This is a genomic window from Chitinophaga lutea (genome assembly GCF_003813775.1).
Taxonomy (GTDB): domain Bacteria; phylum Bacteroidota; class Bacteroidia; order Chitinophagales; family Chitinophagaceae; genus Chitinophaga; species Chitinophaga lutea.
Genome location: NZ_RPDH01000002.1, coordinates 797,021 through 815,166, shown reverse-complemented (window position 1 = coordinate 815,166; position 18,146 = coordinate 797,021). Strand labels below are relative to the sequence as shown.

Below are 18,146 nucleotides of genomic sequence, written 5' to 3'. Positions count from 1 at the left end.
GCCCCCTTTTTCATTCGGGCACCTGATGGAGACAGGTAGCTGTTTATATGATGGATGGAATCCGTTTGTGTCAATCCGTCCGCAGGCTTTTGGTGGGATTGGCCAGTGCGGTTTTGACCGTTTGCGTAACGATCAGCAACGCCGTTAACGCACCGAGCAGCCCGATGGTGATGATAAACGGCTGGGCGGTGATGCCGATGCGGTACACATATCCGTTCAGCCAGTTGTTCATGAACCAGTATGCCACGGGGCAGGCGCTCACCACGGCGGCCACCATCACCACGGCGAACTCTTTCATAAAGAGGGCGATGATCCCCTGTACCGAAGCGCCCAGCACTTTCCGGATACCGATTTCACGGGTGCGTTTCTGCACGCTCAGCGAAATCAGCCCCAGTACGCCGAGCAGCACGATGATCAGTGAAATGCCCGTAGCGGTATAAAAAGCTTTTTTCATTTGCAGCTCCGTGCGATAGAGTTTTTTCAGCGCATCATCGATGAACACATATTCAAACGGCGCGCCCGGCATGAGGGCGGCCCATTTTTTTTCAATGGCGCCGATGGTGTGGCCGATATTGCCAGGTTTCATTTTGAGGGCGAGGAAGCGGTAGGTGGAGGTGCGTTTCACGTGCAGGAACGAGATGGGCGAAATGGCCTCCTGCATGGAACTGAAATGGAAATCTTCGGTTACGCCGGAAACGGTGTATACGAAGGGATCGCCGGGCACACGTACCTGCCGGCCTACGGCTTCGGCGGGATCTTTCCAGCCCAGCGCCGCCGCCTGTGTGCGGTTGATCACGGTCTTCATCGAATCGTTCTCCCCGAAGAAACGCCCGGCCGCCATGGGGATGGCGTAGGTGGCCGCGTAACGTTCATCCGTCATCAGGATCTTGCTCGGCACCGCGGTAGTGGAATCGGTACCGGCGCGGTACATGGAGAAGCTGCCGGAGTTGTTGCCGTTGGGCAATTCAAAGGCGAGCGTTACGGACTGTACTTCGGGCATAGCAGCGAGCTGGTTGCGCACATTTTCCATGCGCCGTACGCCCTGCGGCGTCCAGTCGCGCGGCACCTGCGCGGCCACGATCATATCCTTGTCGTACCCCAGGTGGTCGCTGAAAAACAGGTCGGTTTGTTTGGATACGAGGATGGCGGACACGAGCACCACGATGGCGGTGCCGAACTGGAAAGCCACCAGCGACTTCCGTAGCAGAACATGGTCTTTGACCCCGGTGAGTTTGCCTTTCAGGGAGTCTACCGACCGCAGGGACGTGAGCACCAGCGCCGGGTAAAGGCCCGCGATCACGCCTGTTAAGACGGCGAGCACAAAGGGCAGCACAAAAAAGTAGAGCGGAAGCGTACCGGCCGCCGGCAATTTGGAACCGACGATGCTGCCGAAGAAGCTACCCAGCGGTATACAGATCGCTAAGGCGAGCACTGTGGCGAAAAACACCAGCAGTACGGATTCGGTAAGGAACTGTATGATCAGCTGCCGCTTCAGCCCGCCCATCACTTTACGAATGCCGATTTCTTTCATGCGGGATGCGGAGCGGCTTATGGACATGTTCACGAAGTTGATCATCGCCATGAGCAGGATAAAGAGGGCAATGAGGGAAAGCGCGTACAGCATCTTTTTAACCATGCCGTTGTTGTACACAAGGTAATATTCTTTCAGTCCCACCATGTACGGCTGCAGCGCGCTGACGATCGCCGGCGATGCATGCGCCCGGAGGATGTCCCGCAGGGGTTTATCGAGCGCGGACGGCTGTACGCCGGGCTGAAGCTCTATAAAGCCGAGCGTATACTGGTTGTTCCAGTCATCGAGCGGCATCCTGTTGAAATAAGGCTGGTTGGCCAGGGGAATAAACAGTTGCTGCGGCGCATCGGCCCAATGGGTGACGGTATTTTTGGCGGTGGGCGCCATTACGCCGGTGATCTGGAATTCCTGCCGCGTGCCCGAAAAGCTTTCCACCGTCAGGGATTCTCCGATGACATCGGTTTTGCCGAAATATTTCTGCGCGCATTCCGCCGTGACCACCGTGGAGAACGGCGCGGAAAAAGCGGTGGCGGGATGGCCGTGCAGCAGTTTGAAGCCATACATGTCGAGCAGCGTGGTGTCGCAGATGGCCACCTCCTGCCGGAAGCTCTTTTCGCCTTTGGATACATTCGTGGTGACCCCGTCGATCCGGAAGTAATTTTTCACGAGGTGGGGGTACTGTTCTTTCAGCATCCTGGGCAATGGCCCCATGGTGGCTTCTTTGTAACCCTGGCTGGCGTCTTTCCATTTGCTTTGCAGGATGTACTGCTGGCCAGCCTCCCGAAGGCCGCCGTTCACTTTCGTTTCACTCCAGATATAAACCGCGATCAGCAGGGTGAAGGCGATACCGATGGAAAGGCCGGTGATGTTCACGACGGAATACAAACCGTTTTTGCGGATGTTGCGCCAGGCTATACTGAAGTAGTTTTTAAGCATGCGGAGGGTTTTGACGGGTTGATGCCGCCCAAAAATATGCCATTCCTGAAAGCGTTTGTGATTCAGCTCGTTATGAATGTTTCGTGGCCTTGTAATGTCCGGTTTTATGTAAGGACGTGTCCGGAAATGAACATTTATGAAAAGCCGGCGGCCCGGTTGCTTCGTATGGAAAGTCCGCCCGTTTTCAGCTGTCGATGTGCGAAATGCCCGGAATGAATGTATGCCGGTCCGGCAGAAGCGGCATCGGCGGCATAAGTCGTATATTTAATCCCGTATTCGATACCCGTCAGCAGATATTTGCGTGAAAATATAACCCGCACAACATGAAAAGACCCGGCAGAAAACCCGGAGAGCCCGATGTAAGTTTCCGGGAGAGGATGGTGGCGCTGCGTAACCTGCCCGCTTTTTTTAAACTGGTATGGCAAACGAGCCCGGCGCTGACCATCAGCAACATCGTTTTGAGGGGCCTGCAATCCGCCATCCCGCTGGCCCTGCTGTATGTGGGCAAGCTGATCATCGACGAGGTGGTGCGGATGACGCAGCTGAAGGGCGATCTGAGTTACCAGTACCTCTGGGAACTGGTGGCGCTGGAGTTTGCGCTGGTGATCGCCAGCGGCGCCCTGGGCCGGGCCATTTCGCTGCTCGACGGCATGCTGGGCGAACAGGTGGCCAACTATACCTCCGTGCGCATCATGCAGCATGCCGCCACGCTCGACCTCGACCAGTTCGAGGATTCCACCTTTTACGACAAGCTGGAGCGCGCCCGTCAGCAGACGATGGGCCGCACCATTTTATTGTCGCAGGTGCTTTCACAGGTGCAGGACGTCATTACCATGGTGTTTCTTGCCGCGGGGCTGGTCAGCTTCAGCCCCTGGCTGATCTTGTTGCTGCTGATCTCCGTGCTGCCCGCATTCCTTGCCGAAACCCATTTCAACGACCGCTTCTATGCGCTGGCCTGGGGGCAGACGTCCGACCGCCGGGAGCTCGACTATATCCGTTTCCTCGGCGCGAGCGACGAATCGGTGAAGGAGGTGAAAATCTTCAACCTGTCCGATTATCTCGTGCAGCGCTTCCGCACACTGTCCGACAAATTTTACAACGATAAAAAACAGCTCTCGATCCGCTACAACATCTGGGCGGTGCTGTTCGCCATCATCGGCAGCGCGGGGTACTACACGGCGTACGTCATCATCATCCTGCAAACCGTCAAAGGCCAGCTCACCATCGGCGACCTGGCGTTTCTCGGCGGATCGTTCCGCCAGTTGCGCGGTTTGCTGGAGGGGGTGCTGATGCGTTTTACCAGCGTGACGCAAGGCGCCATTTACCTGCGCGACCTGTTCGAGTTTTTTGAAATTGCGCCGCGCATTACCGAGCAGCCCAATGCCCGGCCGTTTCCCAATCCCATCCGCGAAGGTTTTGTGTTCGAGAACGTCGGGTTCCGTTACCTGCATTCGGAACGCTGGGCCAACCGCCACCTGAATTTTACGCTGCATGCCGGCGAAAAGCTGGCGCTGGTAGGGGAGAACGGGGCCGGGAAAACCACGCTGGTGAAATTGCTGGCAAGGCTGTACGACCCCACGGAAGGCCGCATCCTGCTCGACGGGCACGACCTGCGGGAGTATAACCTGAAGGAACTGCGGAAACAGGTAGGCGTTATTTTCCAGGACTTCCAGCGTTACCAGATGACGCTTCAGCAAAACATCGCCGTGGGCAATATCGAGGAACTGAACAACCAGGTGATGATCGAAAACGCCGCCTACAAGAGCATGGCCAACGAGCTCACGGAACGATTGCCCGGCCGGTACGGCCAGATGCTCGGCCGCCGCTTCAACAACGGCATAGAGCTTTCTGGCGGCGAGTGGCAGAAGATCGCCCTGGCCCGCGCGTACATGAAAAACGCCCAGTTGCTCATCCTCGACGAACCTACCGCCGCGCTCGACGCCCGGGCGGAATACGAGGTGTTCCTCCGTTTTGCGGACCTCACCAAAGGCAAATCCGCCGTACTGATATCGCACCGGTTTTCCACGGTGCGGATGGCCGACCGTATCCTGGTGCTGGAGCAGGGTCAGCTGATCGAGATCGGCAGCCACGAGGAGCTGCTGGCAAAAGGAGGGCGTTATGCTGAACTGTTCCATCTCCAGGCGCAGGGCTACCGCTAAAACTGCTTTTGCTCGCCGCAAGAGGGGTGGGAAGCCGGGGTTTCCTGACGAGGATCATTGTCTGTTTCTTTTTTGAGGTGTAGTATTGCCGCATGAACGCAACTAAAAGATTACGGATCGTTGCCTGGCTGGAAGGCATTTCCTTTCTTGTTTTGTTATTTATCGCCATGCCGATGAAGTATTTCGCGGACGAGCCGTGGCTGAACAAACAGGTGGGCATGGCGCATGGCGTGCTGTTTGTGCTGTATGTGATCCTCGTGATAGAAGTGAAGATCGCGCTGAACTGGAGCATCAGAAAGACGGCCATCGCCCTGGGGGCTTCCATCCTGCCTTTCGGCACGTTTTTTATCAATAACAGGTGGATTCACCGCCCGGAATAAATTCTCCTGCCAGGGATTGCTGATTGCGCAGCTGACCAACGGCGTATCTTTCTACAACATCAGCCAGCCGCTGCAACCGCAGTATTTATCTACCCCGGGCAATCCTTAATTCCCCATTTCATCCGCGCTCGGCCCGTAGCTGCCGGGGATGGGGATGTTGAGCAGGCGCAGGTAAACGCCCAGCTGCGCGCGGTGGTGCACGATCTGGCAGAAACACATGCGCAGCACTTCGGACTTGGGCTGGTCGCTGTAAATCTCTTCGCCGGAACGCATCACCCAATGGTCGGCCAGGATGGCTTCGTCCGCTTTTTCCAGTTCGGAACGGCCTTCTTCATATGATTTTTCGAACAACGCCATCAGATCATCCGTGGTATTGAGCACAGGGGCTTTGTAGGGTTCCTTGGCGAAATCCAGTTCGGCCGTATTGCATACGAGGCTGACCCAGGAAGGAATTTCGGCAATATGGCCGGTGAGCGCCCGCAGCGTCATGCTTTTGGGGTGCGGTTGCCAGTCGAATTGATCGGCCGGAACGATCGCCAGCATTTTGCGGGTGGTTTGCGCTTCTTGCGCCATTTCTTTGAGCAGGGTGGGAATGATAGCCATGATGGTAAGTTTTTTGGTTTGTTGCATCAAAGTTCCACCCGGGGTATGACAGCCCTATGTCAGCAGCATTCAGATTTTTTTTAGTAGATTTAGTTCATGATGAAAACTGCCTTACTATCCACGTGTGTATTAGCAGGCGTATTGCTGTCCTGCAATTCGGCCCCTTCCAAAAAAGAAAGGGATTCGGCCGTTACCAATCCCGAACTCACCAATACCAGCGCATCCTGTTTTATGAAAACCGTGGGGAAAGATACCTTCCTGCTGCAGATACTGGTAGACGACAGGAAGGTGAACGGCGTGCTGGATTATAATTTCTTCGAAAAAGACCAGAGCAGCGGCATCCTGGAAGGCCGGCTGACCGATAATATCCTGCGGGCTTCTTACAGTTATACTTCCGAAGGCACCAAAAGCACGCGGAACGTGGTGTTCAAGCTGATGGGCGACCAGGCGTACGAGGGGCTGGCAGACAGTGCGGACGCCGACGGAAATCCCATCTTCACCCCGAGTGACGCGGCGTTGAAATTCGACCCGGTCCCTTATAAAAAACAGGCCTGCCAGTAAGGAGTTTTACAACTGGCAATTGGTGTGATAGTCTATCAGCTGGATAGGCGTTTTTTCCATTTCAAATCCTTCATACGTCCGTAACACCTCATCGAGCACGGCATTGATTTCCTCGGGCTCATTGAGCGTTACCAGGCGCGTACGGAATTCTTTGATGCCCGGCAACCCTTTCAGGTAGCTGAGGTAGTGGCGGCGCATGGCGTAAATGCCGGCCACGGGGCCTTTCCATTGCAGGGATTTGTGGAGGTGCCGGCGGCACACGTCTACCCGTTCCGCCACGGTGGGCGCGGGCAGTTCTTCGCCGGTTTGCAGGAAATGGCGGATTTCCCGGAATATCCAGGGGTAACCGATGGCCGCGCGACCGATCATGATACCGTCTACGCCGTAGCGGTTTTTGTATTCGAGCGCTTTTTGCGGGCTGTCGATATCGCCGTTCCCGAAAATGGGGATATGGATGCGGGGATTGTTCTTCACTTTGGCGATCAGGCTCCAGTCGGCCTCGCCCTTGTACATCTGGCAGCGGGTGCGGCCGTGGATGGTAAGGGCTTTTACGCCCACGTCCTGGAGGCGTTCAGCCACTTCTTCGATGTTTTTGGTAGCATCGTCCCAGCCCAGGCGGGTTTTCACCGTTACGGGCAGGTGGGTGGATTTGACGCAGGCTTCCGTGAGGCGCACCATCAGGGGCACGTCTTTCAGCACGCCGGAACCGGCGCCTTTGGCTACAATGCCTTTCACGGGGCAGCCGAAATTGATGTCGAGCAGCTCCGGCTGGGTCACGTCCACGATCTTCGCGGCCATCGCCATGCGTTCTTCGTCGCCCCCGAATATCTGGATGCCGGTGGGCCTTTCCTCGTCGAAAATATCGAGCTTTTTGCGGCATTTGATGGCGTCGCGGATGAGGCCCTCGCTGGAAATGAACTCGGTGTACACGAGGTCGACCCCGTTGGCTTTACATACCACACGGAACGGCGGGTCGCTCACATCTTCCATGGGCGCCAGCAGCAGCGGGAAATCCGGCAGCGTTATCTGATCAATCTTTACCATTTGCGGCTGCAAAAATACGGTAAAAAATAAAGCAGGATGCCCGTTTTGACGGACACCCTGCAGTTTTTGGGGGTAAGGGGCGCTTATTTGGCCCAGATGGCGCTGAAACGGCCATTATTATCGTAGTTCTGTACTTTGATGAGGCGCAGCCCTTCGGAGCTGAACTGATTGAATTTGCTCTGGTACCCGGCGGAGGTCATGCCGTAATAGGCGGCATAATTGCTCTTTTTCGGGCGCCATACGCCGCCTACGGTGCTGCCGTTGACGTTGATGCTGCGCAGTTCCCAGTTGGGGTACAGTTCGTCGAACTTTTTGTCGAAATCGGCTCCCTTCATGCCATAGTAGAGGTAAAAACCGTTGTCGTTCGGCTTGTTCACGAACACGGCGGCATGGTAGCGCTTGCCGTTCACGGTATAGTCCACGTGTTCCTGCACATGCCATTTTTTGTTGACCACATAGTCTTTCCAGAGAGCGTCGAAATTGGCGTCGTCGCGGTTATGCACCGATGCGGCGCTCTGGCCGGCGGGTTTCTTTTCCCAGATGGCGGAGAAGCGCGGGTTGCCGCCGGCGTCTTTCGTGACGGACAGCTGCCGGGGGCGGTAGCCCTGCTGGTCGTAGCTGTTGAAGTAACTCTGGTAGGTGCTGCCGGTCATGTAAAAACGGGCGTACCAGGCGCCGGGCAGGCCCCACTGGAAAGAGCCGGCCGCGTACAGGGTGCCGCCGTTCCTGTCTACGCTCACCGTTTGCAGGGCCATGCCCATGCCGGTGTAGTAACCCCAGAATTTGTTCACGAGGTCGAGCGGCACGTTATGGAAGCTGGGGTAGAAGGGGGCAAACAATCTTGCGTACGGGGTGGTGGCTTCGAGATCGTAGCAATCCACGCCCGCATGATTGTACGAGCCGTAAGGGTCGATGCGCACCCATTCGCCACTGTGCCCTGCTCTGGTGTCCTGCACGCGTACTTCGAAATGCAGGTGCACGTTGAATGAGCGTGTATCGGGGTTTTTGAGGGTGCCGTCGTCGTTCAGGATCACGCCGATGCCGCCGGAGCCGGTGTTGCCGGCATACGCCAGGAACTGCCCGGCCTTCACCAGGTCGTTCACCTTCACGGCGATCTTCTGGCTGTTGGTGCCCCAGCAAAGCGCGCTGGTGGTGCCGTTGGTGGCAAACGCCTTGTATTTGCCGCTGGTGGCTTTTGCTTTGGCGCGGTCGTTATCGTAGCCGTTGCGAAGATGGAGGTAGGTGCTCCGGTACTTGTAACCGTCGGGGGCCGTGTGCTCCACCGTTATGATGTTGCCGCCGCCGTCGGACCATTTCACGTCGATCACCTTGCCGGGCGCAATGGCATACACGCCGAAAGTGGGATCTTCTCCGGCCGCCACCGAAGTTTTGCCGTAGTCAACGGCGCGGTGCGCGTCGTTCGCGCCATCGTTATCATTGTCCCAGCTGTAATAAAAGCCCTGCCACACGCCGGTACTGCTGTTTTTATACGGCAGGTACAGCGGCATATGCGCTTTCACGGAGCTGTACACGGGCTCCAGGTCGGCTTCCACAACGGGCGCCGCGCATACGGCGGCACGCATCATTTTGGCCACACCGGGCGCATCGGCTTCGGTGAATACCTGTTGCTGCACGGGCTGGATGCTGCGGGTAGCTGTGATTTTCTTCAATGCGCCTACCTTCGGGCGATTGGTGGCTTCATCGCCATCGGGGCCCTGCGGCTGCGGCGTCTGCAATTTTTTTACACGTTGATACAGGACTTCCTGTGCATTCTCTTCTTCCTGCGGAATCTGCTGTGCGCCGGCGTATGAGCAGCAGAGCGCTGCCACCACGGCGAGAAAAATGGATTTCATAAAACTCGGTTTGGGGTGTTAACAATTAAATCGGGCCGCAAACTAGGCCCATTTAAGTTCATGAGAAAGGCATATCTGGTATCTGGTATGAATGAGCGTATAACTGGCGGGAAAAATTGCATGCCCTGCAAAATCATCCGCCGTTCCGGCCTCTTTCGAAAGGATACAGCCGTTGCACTACATCCGATTGCAGTACCTTTTTGGTATCGGCGTCCATGGCGGAGAGCCGGCCGGTGAAGGCGGCGCCGGTATCTACGTTCCATACGTTGCAGCCGTTCATCGGCACATCCTGGTCGTAGTTGATGGTAGGCGTGTGGCCGATGTAGATTTCCCTGAACAGCTTCAGGCGCTTGGGATAGAGGAGTGAATTTTTTGAAAGCCGTTTATTCATGCTGAGGGCCATTTCCCAGAGGGTGCGGTCCCACATGAAGTCCGTTTTATCGCGCTCCTTGCCGGGCCCGTGCATCGATGTGAAGCCGGCGTGAATGTAGAGGCGGTTCTGCTCGTCTTCGTAATAATTGCGGAGTTTATAAAAGAAGCGGAGATGTGTTTGCCTTTCTTCCCGTGTGATGGCTGCATAGCTTTCTACGGTCGACTGCCCGCCATGAAACAACCATGCCGGGTCGGCCTCGCGGCCGCTGAGCCATGTTTCGCACCAGTCGTCGTGATTGCCGCGCAGGAAAATGCAGTCGTGTTGTTTTTCGAATTCGATGAGATAGGCGATGACCTGGGCAGACTGTGACCATCCGTCCACATAGTCGCCCACAAAAATGAAGCGGTCGTCTTCACGCGGGCCGATTTTGCCGAGCAGTTGTTCCAGCGCCCTGAGCGCGCCGTGTATATCGCCGATCACGATGGTTCTGGGCATGCGGTGAATTTAATTAAATTCTATGTATTGCGGCGGCACATGGTCTGTAAGCCAAACATTGTTTTCAGAGAGGAAGAACGTAGTGCCGGCCGCATGCATCCGGCCTGCCAGTATCGTCAATATTACCGCGTCGCCTTTTCGCCTGCCTACCTGCAGCGCTGTTTCCTGCGCGATGCTCAGGTGTACGTGTTGGCGTTCCATTTTGAGGAGGCCCTGTTCGCGGATGAGCGGGAGCAGTTGCCTGCCGGTGCCGTGATATAATACATCCGGCGGGATGGCGGGTGTAAGCGCCAGGTCGACGTGAACGGAGTGCCCCTGGCTGGCGCGGATGCGGGTATGTGTATCGTCAAACGCGAATCGCTGTTTGTCATTCGTTGTCACCACTTCATCCAGTTCCTCTTTTGTAAAACGGACACCATGGAGCGCAGCTTGGTGAATGAGCGTTTCCACATCGGTCCAGCCGTTTTCGTCCAGGTGAATTGAAATGGTTTCGGGTTGATGGCGCAGCACCAGGCTGAGGAATTTACTGATGTGTTTTTTTTCTTTTTCGTTCATGGTATCTCTTTTCGTTGGGGGGATCGTTTCTCCGCGCCATAATGCTTTATCGGAACCGCCGCAGCAGTGCGGCGGTTGCGGGATGTTCCGGCATTTTGAAGCGGTCGCCGAAAAACACTTTCACGACCCTGATACCTCCGGATATCTGTTGGTTGAATTCGCTGAGTTCTTCCGCGGGTACCCACAATTCGTTATGTATTTCGCCACCTACATTCTGAACGTCGTAGCGGCTAAGGAACCCGGAAGGCAGATCAAAAGCGGTAACAGCGCCGCAGTAGCCGGAAAATTCATCCCGGGTGTTCCATTCCAGGGCAATCTGTTCTGCATACGGCTGGTTCATAACCGGGTAGAAGATCGGTTGCCAATGTAATCGTGGCGGGAATGCTGTTGCGCCGGTGTCCAGGATCAATTCCAGTTCCTTCAGGCCAACCGGCCGGTATAATGTGATGGGATCCATTTTTGGCCAATCTTTATTACAGTTCAAAGGAATACTTCAGCTTCGAATAAATCACCGAATCCCAGAACCGCCCCAGCAGGAATTCGTGTTCTCTTAAGTGCCCTTCTTTCATGAAGCCCGATTTTTCGAGGAGCATGGCGGAAGCGGTGTTGGCGGGGTCGACGATGGCTGCTATGGAGTGCAGTTTCATTTCCCGGAAACCGTAATCGATAACGGTGGCCAGCGCTTCTTTCATGATGCCCTTGCCCTGCATGGCGGGGTGGAGGATATAGCCCACTTCGGCGCGGAAATGTTCTTTTTGGATTTTCACGAAACCGATAGTGCCGATGAGCACGTCTTTCCCTTTTTCCGTGACGGCCCAGCTGATGCCATCGTTTTTATCGGCCGTATCGTTACAAAGGTCGATCAGCGCCAGGGAGTCCGCTTCGGTCTGGTGCAGCGGGCGGGGAATGAACTGCATCATTTCCGGGTCGGAACGGAGCACAAAAAGTTGCGGGGCGTCCGCGGGCCGCATCCTGCGCAGCACGAGGCGCTCGGTGGCCAGTTCCGGGAAGGGGGTGAATTGGATGTTCAGCATTTTGTGAAAATAAGATAATGTTTCTGTATTATTTTAGTGCGATTCCTGACGGGCGTATTCGCCTAAAATGTTTGTATGAAAAAAGCTATTCTGTTCAGTTGCGGGCTCTTGTTAGCCGCTTCGGCGGCATTTGCGCAAAAACGCGCGCCCAATATCATTTTTATTTATGCAGACGATTTAGGGGTAGGGGAGCTGGGCGCTTACGGCCAGCAGAAAATCAAAACCCCGTACCTCGACCGGCTGGCGAAGGAAGGTGTCCGGTTCACGAATTTTTATACCAGCACGCCGGTATGCGCTCCCGCCCGGTGTATGCTGCTGACGGGCCGCCATGGCGGGCATTCTTACATCCGCGGCAACTATGAGCTGGGTGGTTTCGCCGATTCGCTGGAAGGCGGGCAGATGCCCCTCCCCGAAGGCACCCTCACCGTCGCAAAAATGCTGCAGGAGGCGGGCTACCATACCGCCGCCGTAGGCAAGTGGGGCCTGGGCATGCACAACACCACCGGCAGCCCCAACGCGCAGGGCTTCGATTATTTTTACGGCTACCTCTGCCAGAAGCAGTCGCATAATTTCTACCCCAGCCATCTCTGGGAAAACGGGCGCTGGGATTCGTTGCGGAACCCGCCGATGGACGTGCACAAACGGCTCGACCCCGGCAAGGCCACCGACGCGGATTTTGCAGCGTACAACGGGCAGGAATACGCGATCGATGTGATGACCGGCAAGGCGCTGCGTTTTATGCAGCAGCAGGGTAAAACCCCGTTTTTCCTCTACCTGCCTTACACCCTCCCGCACGTATCGCTGCAGGCGCCGGGTGCGGCGGTGCAGGCCTATGTCGGACAGTTTGACGAAAAACCGTATTACGGCCAGGACGGTTATGCGCCCGCCAGGTATCCGCTCAGCACGTACGCGGCCATGATCACCTATCTCGATGCGCAGGTGGGCATCATCATGGAACAGGTTAAAAAACTCGGGCTGGACGACAATACGGTGATCATGTTTTCGAGCGATAACGGCGCTACTTTCAACGGCGGGGTGAACGCAAAATTCTTCAACAGCGTCAGCGGCCTGCGGGGCCTGAAAATGGACCTCTACGAAGGCGGCATCCGCGAACCGCTGATCGCCCGCTGGCCGGGGAAGATCCCCGCCGGCACCACCACGTCGCTGTTATCGGTGCAGTATGATATGATGGCGACTATCGCCGCGATAGCGGGTATCAAGGCGCCTCCGAACGACGGTATTTCGCTGCTGCCGGCGATGACGGGCAACACCCGGCAACAGGCGCAGCGGCCGTACGTATATTTCGAATACCCCGAAAAAGGCGGGCAGGTGGCCATCCGCATGGGCAACTGGAAGGCGATCAAAACCGGGCTGAAAGCGAACCGCAACAGCCCCTGGGAACTGTACGACCTGGCGGCCGATCCGGCGGAAGAAAAAAACATCGCGGCGCAACACCCGGCGTTGTTGCAGCAGTTCGACGCAATCGTGAAAAAAGAGCACCGGCCGGCCCATATCAGGGAATGGGAATTCCTCGAGCCGAAAGTGGCCGCAAAGCCATGATGCCGCTCATCCCGCAGGTGCTGAAATAACATGCATCCCTGATGGAAAATTATTATATTGGGGATTTTCATCTCCACGTCTTATTATGAAAAAGGTATTTGTATTCTTTTTATTACTGGCACAGGCTTCGTTCGCACAACAGGCCGATGTGATCATCTACGGCGGCACTTCCGCCGCCATTACCGCCGCCGTACAGGTGAAGCAGATGGGTAAATCCGTGATCGTGGTATCGCCCGATACGCACCTGGGCGGCTTGTCGGCCGGGGGCCTGGGTTTCACGGACACGGGCGACAAATCCGTGATCGGCGGGCTGGCCCGGGAGTTTTACCACCGTGTATACATGCATTACCAGCAGCCCGGCGCCTGGCAATGGCAGAAACAGACGGAGTACGGCAACAAGGGGCAGGGCACGCCGGCCATGGACGGCTCCGAGCGCACCATGTGGATATTCGAACCGCATGTGGCCGAAAAGGTGTTCGAGGATTTTGTGAAAGAACATAACATTACCGTACTGCGCAACGAATGGCTGAACCGGGACAACGGCGTGGTGAAAAAGAACGGCGCCGTGGTTTCCATTACTACCCTCAGCGGAAAAACCTTCACAGGCAAAATGTTCATCGACGCCACGTATGAGGGCGACCTGATGGCCGCCGCCGGCGTGAAATATCACGTGGGCCGTGAAGCCAACAGCGTATACAACGAAACTTTCAACGGTATCCAGACGGGCGTATTCCATCACGGCCATCACTTCGCCATGAAGATCAGCCCCTATAAAGTGCCCGGCGACCCGAAAAGCGGACTGCTGCCGAAGATCTCCAACCAGCCGCCCGGCGTGAAAGGCGAAGGCGACAAACGCATCCAGGCCTATTGTTTCCGGATGTGCCTGAGCAATCACCCTGACAACCGCATACCTTTCCCCAAACCCGCAGGCTACGACCCGGCGCAGTACGAACTGCTGCTGCGGGTGTTCGACAGCGGCTGGCGCGAAACCTTTTCCAAGTACGATCCCATTCCCAACCGGAAAACGGATACCAATAACCACGGCCCTTTCAGCACGGACAATATCGGCATGAACTACGATTATCCCGAAGCGTCGTACGCCCGCCGCAAAGAGATTATCGCCGAGCACGAGCGTTACCAGAAAGGGCTGCTGTATTTCATGAGCAACGACCCGCGCATGCCGGCCGATGTGCAACAGAAAATGCGGCAGTGGGGCCTGCCGAAAGACGAGTTCAAAGACAACGGCGGCTGGCCGCACCAGCTCTACATCCGCGAAGCCCGGCGCATGATCGGCCAGGCGGTGATGACGGAGCATGAAACGCTCAGCAAAAAACCGGTGCTGCAGCCGGTAGGTATGGGTTCCTACACGCTCGACGCCCACCATGCCCAACGTTACGTGACGCCCGAAGGATTCGTACAGAACGAAGGAGACATCGGCGTGCATGCCGAAGAGCCTTATAAAATCGAATACGGCGCCATCATCCCGAAGAAAGAGGATTGCAGCAACCTGCTGGTGCCCGTTTGCGTATCGAGCTCCCACATCGCGTACGGTTCCATCCGCATGGAGCCTGTGTTTATGATACTGGGGCAAAGCGCGGCCACGGCGGCGGTGCAGGCGATCGACAGCCGGAAGGCCGTGCAGGACATCGATTACGAAAAACTGAAAGCACAATTACTGAAAGATAAACAACGCCTGAGCAAACCCATTTAAAACAAAAGAACAATGAGATTCCTGACAGTGTTGCTGTTGCTGGCCGCTACCAGCGGTTTCGCGCAGACCCGCAAACCGAACGTGATTTTTATTTTTTCCGACGACCATGCCTTCCAGGCCATCAGCGCCTATGGCGGCAAACTGGCGAAAACGCCCAACATCGACCGCATCGCGCGGGAAGGGGCGATATTCAAAAACGCCCTCGTCACCAATTCCATCTGCGGGCCGAGCAGGGCAACACTGCTCACGGGCAAATACAGCCACAAGAACGGCTACACGCTGAACGAGAAGAAATTCGACGTGACGCAGATGCTGTTTCCCAAGGTGTTGCGGCAGAACCAGTACCAGACCGCCTGGATAGGGAAGTGGCACCTGGGCAGCATGCCGGAAGGCTTCGATTACTGGCGCATCCTGCCGGGCCAGGGGCATTATTTCAATCCCGACTTTATCGAGATCGGCGAGAAAAAAGAACAGGTGCCGGGCTATGTGACCAACCTCGTGACCGATTTTTCCATCAACTGGCTCGAAAAGCGCGATACCTCCAAACCCTTCATGCTGGTGGTGGGCCACAAAGCCACGCACCGCGAGTGGCTGCCCGATTTGCAGGACCTCGGTGCATATGATAACGTAACGTTCCCGCTGCCCCCGAACTTCCACGACAATTACGCCAACCGGAAAGCGGCCCAGAACCAGGATATGAGCATCGAAAAAACGATGCGCCTCAAAGAAGACCTGAAGGTGCATGCCGATTACGACCGCTTCGTCTACAACCGCTTCACGCCTAAAGAAAAAGAAACCTTCCGTGGTTATTACGACAAGGTGAGCAGGGAGTTCGACGAAAAGAAACTCAGCGGCAAAGCCCTCACGGAATGGAAATACCAGCGTTATCTGAAAGATTACCTGTCCACCGCTAACTCCCTCGACCGTAACATCGGCCGTTTACTCGAATACCTCGACAAGTCGGGGCTGGCTGAAAATACCGTTGTGGTGTATGCCTCCGACCAGGGTTTTTACCTGGGCGAGCACGGCTGGTTCGATAAACGTTTCATTTACGAGGAGTCGCTCAAAACGCCCTTCGTGGTGCGTTACCCCGGCGTGATCAAACCCGGTACGGTGGTGAACGAGCTGATGACGAACGTCGACTGGGCGCCGACCATCCTCGACATTGCAGGCGTAGCCGCGCCGGCGGAGATGCAGGGCACGTCGTTCATGCCGCTGGTGAAACAGGGCGGCAACAAGGCCAACTGGCGCAAAGGCGCTTATTACCACTATTATGAGTTCCCCGAGCCGCATCATGTATACCCGCATTTCGGGCTGCGTACGGCGCGGTACACGCTCGTGCGGTTTTACGGCCAGGCGGAAACCTGGGAGCTGTATGATCTGCAGAAAGACCCGCAGCAGGTGAAAAACCTCTACGGTGCAAAAGGATATGAAAAAATTACGGCCGGGCTGAAGCAGCAATTGCGCGAACTGATCAAAACATACGACGATAAAGAGGCCGAGGCCATCATGGAAAAAGGCTGATATGCAGCCGCTATCGCAGCCGCACCGTTTTGCCGGTTTTAGCGGATGTTCTGGCGGCTTCCAGGATGCGCACTACGGTGACGTTGTTGGATAAGGCATACAGGCCGTCGTCCGCCACTTTTATTTTTCCTCTCACCACATCGAACAGGTAACGGAAAGGATCCTCATACACGGGGATGTCTGCAGCCGTTACCTGTTTTTTTATGGCCGGGAGTTTTTCATGGTTGCGCAGCAGCAGGGTGTTTTTATCCGGTGCGAACACGTAGCCTTTGTTGCCGTACACTTCCATGTCCTTTCTCGAAAAAGGCCAGTTCCACGACGCCTGGATGATGCATTGCGCATCGCCGTAATCCACCACGATGGTGGCATCGTCGTCTACTTTCGGGTATACCTGCGGTTTGAATTGCCGGGTGACGGCGGTGACCGCAAGGGGCTGCCGGCCGCGCATCAGGCGGGTCATGAGGTTGGCGCCGTAGCAGCCGAAGTCTATCAGCGCGCCGCCGCCATTGCCTACCGGGTCTGTCAGCCAGGCGAGGAATTCCGGGCTGCAGCCGATCTCTTTCGGTCCCTGGTGGCCATCGTGTATCACCACTTTGCGGATGGCGCCGGTATAGTTACTGTCGAGGCACAGCTGGAACGTTTTTTCGACGGACGGGTACCAGCTGGTTTCGAAGTTGGTGAGCAGGTGGATGCGGTGTTTACTCGCCAGCGCCTGCATTTTGAGCGCATGATCGAGGCTCACGGCCAGCGGTTTTTCCACCATGACGTGAATGCCGCGCGGCGCGCAGGCTTCTACCACGGAGAGGTGGCTGAATACCGAGCCGAAACCCAATACGGCTTCGGGTTTCACTGCGTCGAGCATGGCGGAGAGGCTGGTATGGAACAGCTTGTCGGGGAAACCGTAACGCCGGGCCGTTTGGCGGGCCAGTGCCGTATCTGGCTCATAAATGCCGCACAGTTCCAGGTCGCCTTTATCGCCCCGGCCCAATATCCAGCCGGTGTGCCCGTGACTGATACCGGCCACGGCTACACGGAGTTTTTGCGCGTGGGCGAAAGAAGAAATCAGCAGGAGCAGGAAGAAGCATGTTTTTCGCATAGATACAATATAAGGCGTTCGGGGTATAAATTGATGATCTACCCGGGTAAAACCTCCGGGTAATAAGCGGCGCTTTTTGTAGATTTGGGCATGGAACAGACACCTGACCCCCAAAAGATCGCTGCGCAGCTGAAATGCCCTTCCGGCGACGACGGCCTGCTGACAGCTAAAAAAATGAATGAAAACAATGCCGGCATTATCCGTGAAACGCTGCAGCGCCTGCAGCCGGCAAAACACGCCCAGGTACTGGAGATCGGCCCGGGCAATGCCTCGCACCTGAAACAGGTGCTGGCGCTCGCCGGCGGCATCACCTATACCGGCATCGATATTTCCGAAACGATGATAGAGCAGGCGCATGCCCTGAATGCCTCCCTTCTCAAGCAGGCTTCCTTTCGTTTAGGCGATGGCGTAACCCTGCCTTTTGAAGACGGGCGGTTTCATAACATTTTCACCGTCAATACTTTTTATTTCTGGGCGGATCCCTCGCAGCAGCTGGCGGAAATCAAAAGGGTGCTGCGCCCCGGCGGCCGTTTCATACTGTCGATGGGCAGCAAAAGATTCATGGAAAACCTGCCTTTTACGGCGTTCGAATTCAGGCTTTACAATGAGCCGGAGGTAGAGGCGCTGATTCGGGCGCAGGGCCTCACGGTGGAAAAAACGGAGTTTTATTTCGAGCCGGGGCCGGAAGGGATGCAGAAGGAGTTTATGATTTTTACGATTACGAAGTAACA

The 18,146-nt window shown here is 56.1% G+C and carries 16 protein-coding genes; 7 read left to right on the top strand and 9 right to left on the bottom strand.

Features of this window, described 5'->3' with window-relative positions; translation table 11 throughout:
* Positions 1-70: 70 nt before the first annotated feature.
* Positions 71-2,467 (bottom strand): ABC transporter permease, encoded by a 2,397-nt coding sequence (locus EGT74_RS15580; protein WP_123847509.1) that lies wholly within the window; start codon positions 2,465-2,467, stop codon positions 71-73.
* A gap of 323 nt (positions 2,468-2,790) precedes the next feature.
* Here EGT74_RS15580 and EGT74_RS15575 point away from each other — a divergent pair, with 323 nt between their 5' ends.
* Together EGT74_RS15575 and EGT74_RS15570 are read left to right on the top strand one after the other, a co-directional pair.
* Complete coding sequence (locus tag EGT74_RS15575) at positions 2,791-4,626, top strand: ABC transporter ATP-binding protein (RefSeq protein WP_123847508.1); 1,836 nt, start codon at positions 2,791-2,793, stop codon at positions 4,624-4,626.
* Between the two features lie 92 nt (positions 4,627-4,718).
* The gene (locus tag EGT74_RS15570) at positions 4,719-5,006 is read left to right on the top strand and encodes a DUF3817 domain-containing protein (protein ID WP_123847507.1); all 288 of its coding nucleotides are present in this window, start codon (positions 4,719-4,721) and stop codon (positions 5,004-5,006) included.
* 105 nt (positions 5,007-5,111) lie between these two features.
* On the opposite strand, the gene EGT74_RS15565 is transcribed toward EGT74_RS15570, so the two are convergent.
* Positions 5,112-5,636 (bottom strand): DinB family protein, encoded by a 525-nt coding sequence (locus EGT74_RS15565; RefSeq protein WP_123847506.1) that lies wholly within the window; start codon positions 5,634-5,636, stop codon positions 5,112-5,114.
* Positions 5,637-5,705: 69 nt separating this feature from the next.
* Here EGT74_RS15565 and EGT74_RS15560 point away from each other — a divergent pair, with 69 nt between their 5' ends.
* On the top strand, positions 5,706-6,170 hold the full coding sequence (locus EGT74_RS15560) for a hypothetical protein (RefSeq protein ID WP_158618173.1): 465 nt from the start codon (positions 5,706-5,708) through the stop codon (positions 6,168-6,170).
* Positions 6,171-6,176: 6 nt separating this feature from the next.
* Here EGT74_RS15560 and dusB read toward each other — a convergent pair whose 3' ends face one another.
* The 6 genes from dusB to EGT74_RS15530 form a co-directional block, all read right to left on the bottom strand.
* Entirely contained in the window at positions 6,177-7,214 is a 1,038-nt protein-coding gene (gene dusB / locus EGT74_RS15555; RefSeq protein WP_123847504.1) for a tRNA dihydrouridine synthase DusB, read from the bottom strand.
* A gap of 83 nt (positions 7,215-7,297) precedes the next feature.
* Positions 7,298-9,067 (bottom strand): M23 family metallopeptidase, encoded by a 1,770-nt coding sequence (locus EGT74_RS15550; RefSeq protein WP_123847503.1) that lies wholly within the window; start codon positions 9,065-9,067, stop codon positions 7,298-7,300.
* A gap of 133 nt (positions 9,068-9,200) precedes the next feature.
* A complete protein-coding gene (locus EGT74_RS15545; protein ID WP_123847502.1) occupies positions 9,201-9,935 on the bottom strand; it encodes a metallophosphoesterase family protein in 735 nt (244 codons plus the stop codon).
* 9 nt (positions 9,936-9,944) lie between these two features.
* Positions 9,945-10,490 (bottom strand): RNA 2'-phosphotransferase, encoded by a 546-nt coding sequence (locus EGT74_RS15540; protein WP_123847501.1) that lies wholly within the window; start codon positions 10,488-10,490, stop codon positions 9,945-9,947.
* Between the two features lie 46 nt (positions 10,491-10,536).
* Positions 10,537-10,947, bottom strand: a complete 411-nt coding sequence (locus EGT74_RS15535; protein ID WP_123847500.1) for an ADP-ribosylation/crystallin J1 — start codon at positions 10,945-10,947, stop codon at positions 10,537-10,539.
* A gap of 16 nt (positions 10,948-10,963) precedes the next feature.
* A complete protein-coding gene (locus tag EGT74_RS15530; protein WP_123847499.1) occupies positions 10,964-11,524 on the bottom strand; it encodes a GNAT family N-acetyltransferase in 561 nt (186 codons plus the stop codon).
* Positions 11,525-11,599: 75 nt separating this feature from the next.
* On the opposite strand from EGT74_RS15530, the gene EGT74_RS15525 reads away from it, so the two are divergent.
* The 3 genes from EGT74_RS15525 to EGT74_RS15515 all read left to right on the top strand — a co-directional run bounded on the left by EGT74_RS15525 (position 11,600) and on the right by EGT74_RS15515 (position 16,319).
* Positions 11,600-13,084, top strand: coding sequence for an arylsulfatase (locus tag EGT74_RS15525; RefSeq protein ID WP_123847498.1), 1,485 nt, complete (start codon positions 11,600-11,602; stop codon positions 13,082-13,084).
* An 85-nt stretch (positions 13,085-13,169) separates the two neighbouring features.
* Positions 13,170-14,795 carry an FAD-dependent oxidoreductase gene (locus tag EGT74_RS15520; RefSeq protein WP_123847497.1) on the top strand — a complete coding sequence of 542 codons (1,626 nt, stop codon included), beginning with the start codon at positions 13,170-13,172 and terminating at the stop codon, positions 14,793-14,795.
* A gap of 12 nt (positions 14,796-14,807) precedes the next feature.
* Positions 14,808-16,319, top strand: a complete 1,512-nt coding sequence (locus EGT74_RS15515; protein ID WP_123847496.1) for a sulfatase family protein — start codon at positions 14,808-14,810, stop codon at positions 16,317-16,319.
* Positions 16,320-16,329: 10 nt separating this feature from the next.
* Here EGT74_RS15515 and EGT74_RS15510 read toward each other — a convergent pair whose 3' ends face one another.
* Positions 16,330-17,415 (bottom strand): Gfo/Idh/MocA family protein, encoded by a 1,086-nt coding sequence (locus tag EGT74_RS15510; protein ID WP_123847495.1) that lies wholly within the window; start codon positions 17,413-17,415, stop codon positions 16,330-16,332.
* 90 nt (positions 17,416-17,505) lie between these two features.
* Here EGT74_RS15510 and EGT74_RS15505 point away from each other — a divergent pair, with 90 nt between their 5' ends.
* Entirely contained in the window at positions 17,506-18,144 is a 639-nt protein-coding gene (locus EGT74_RS15505) for a class I SAM-dependent methyltransferase (RefSeq protein WP_123847494.1), read from the top strand.
* Positions 18,145-18,146: the final 2 nt, after the last annotated feature.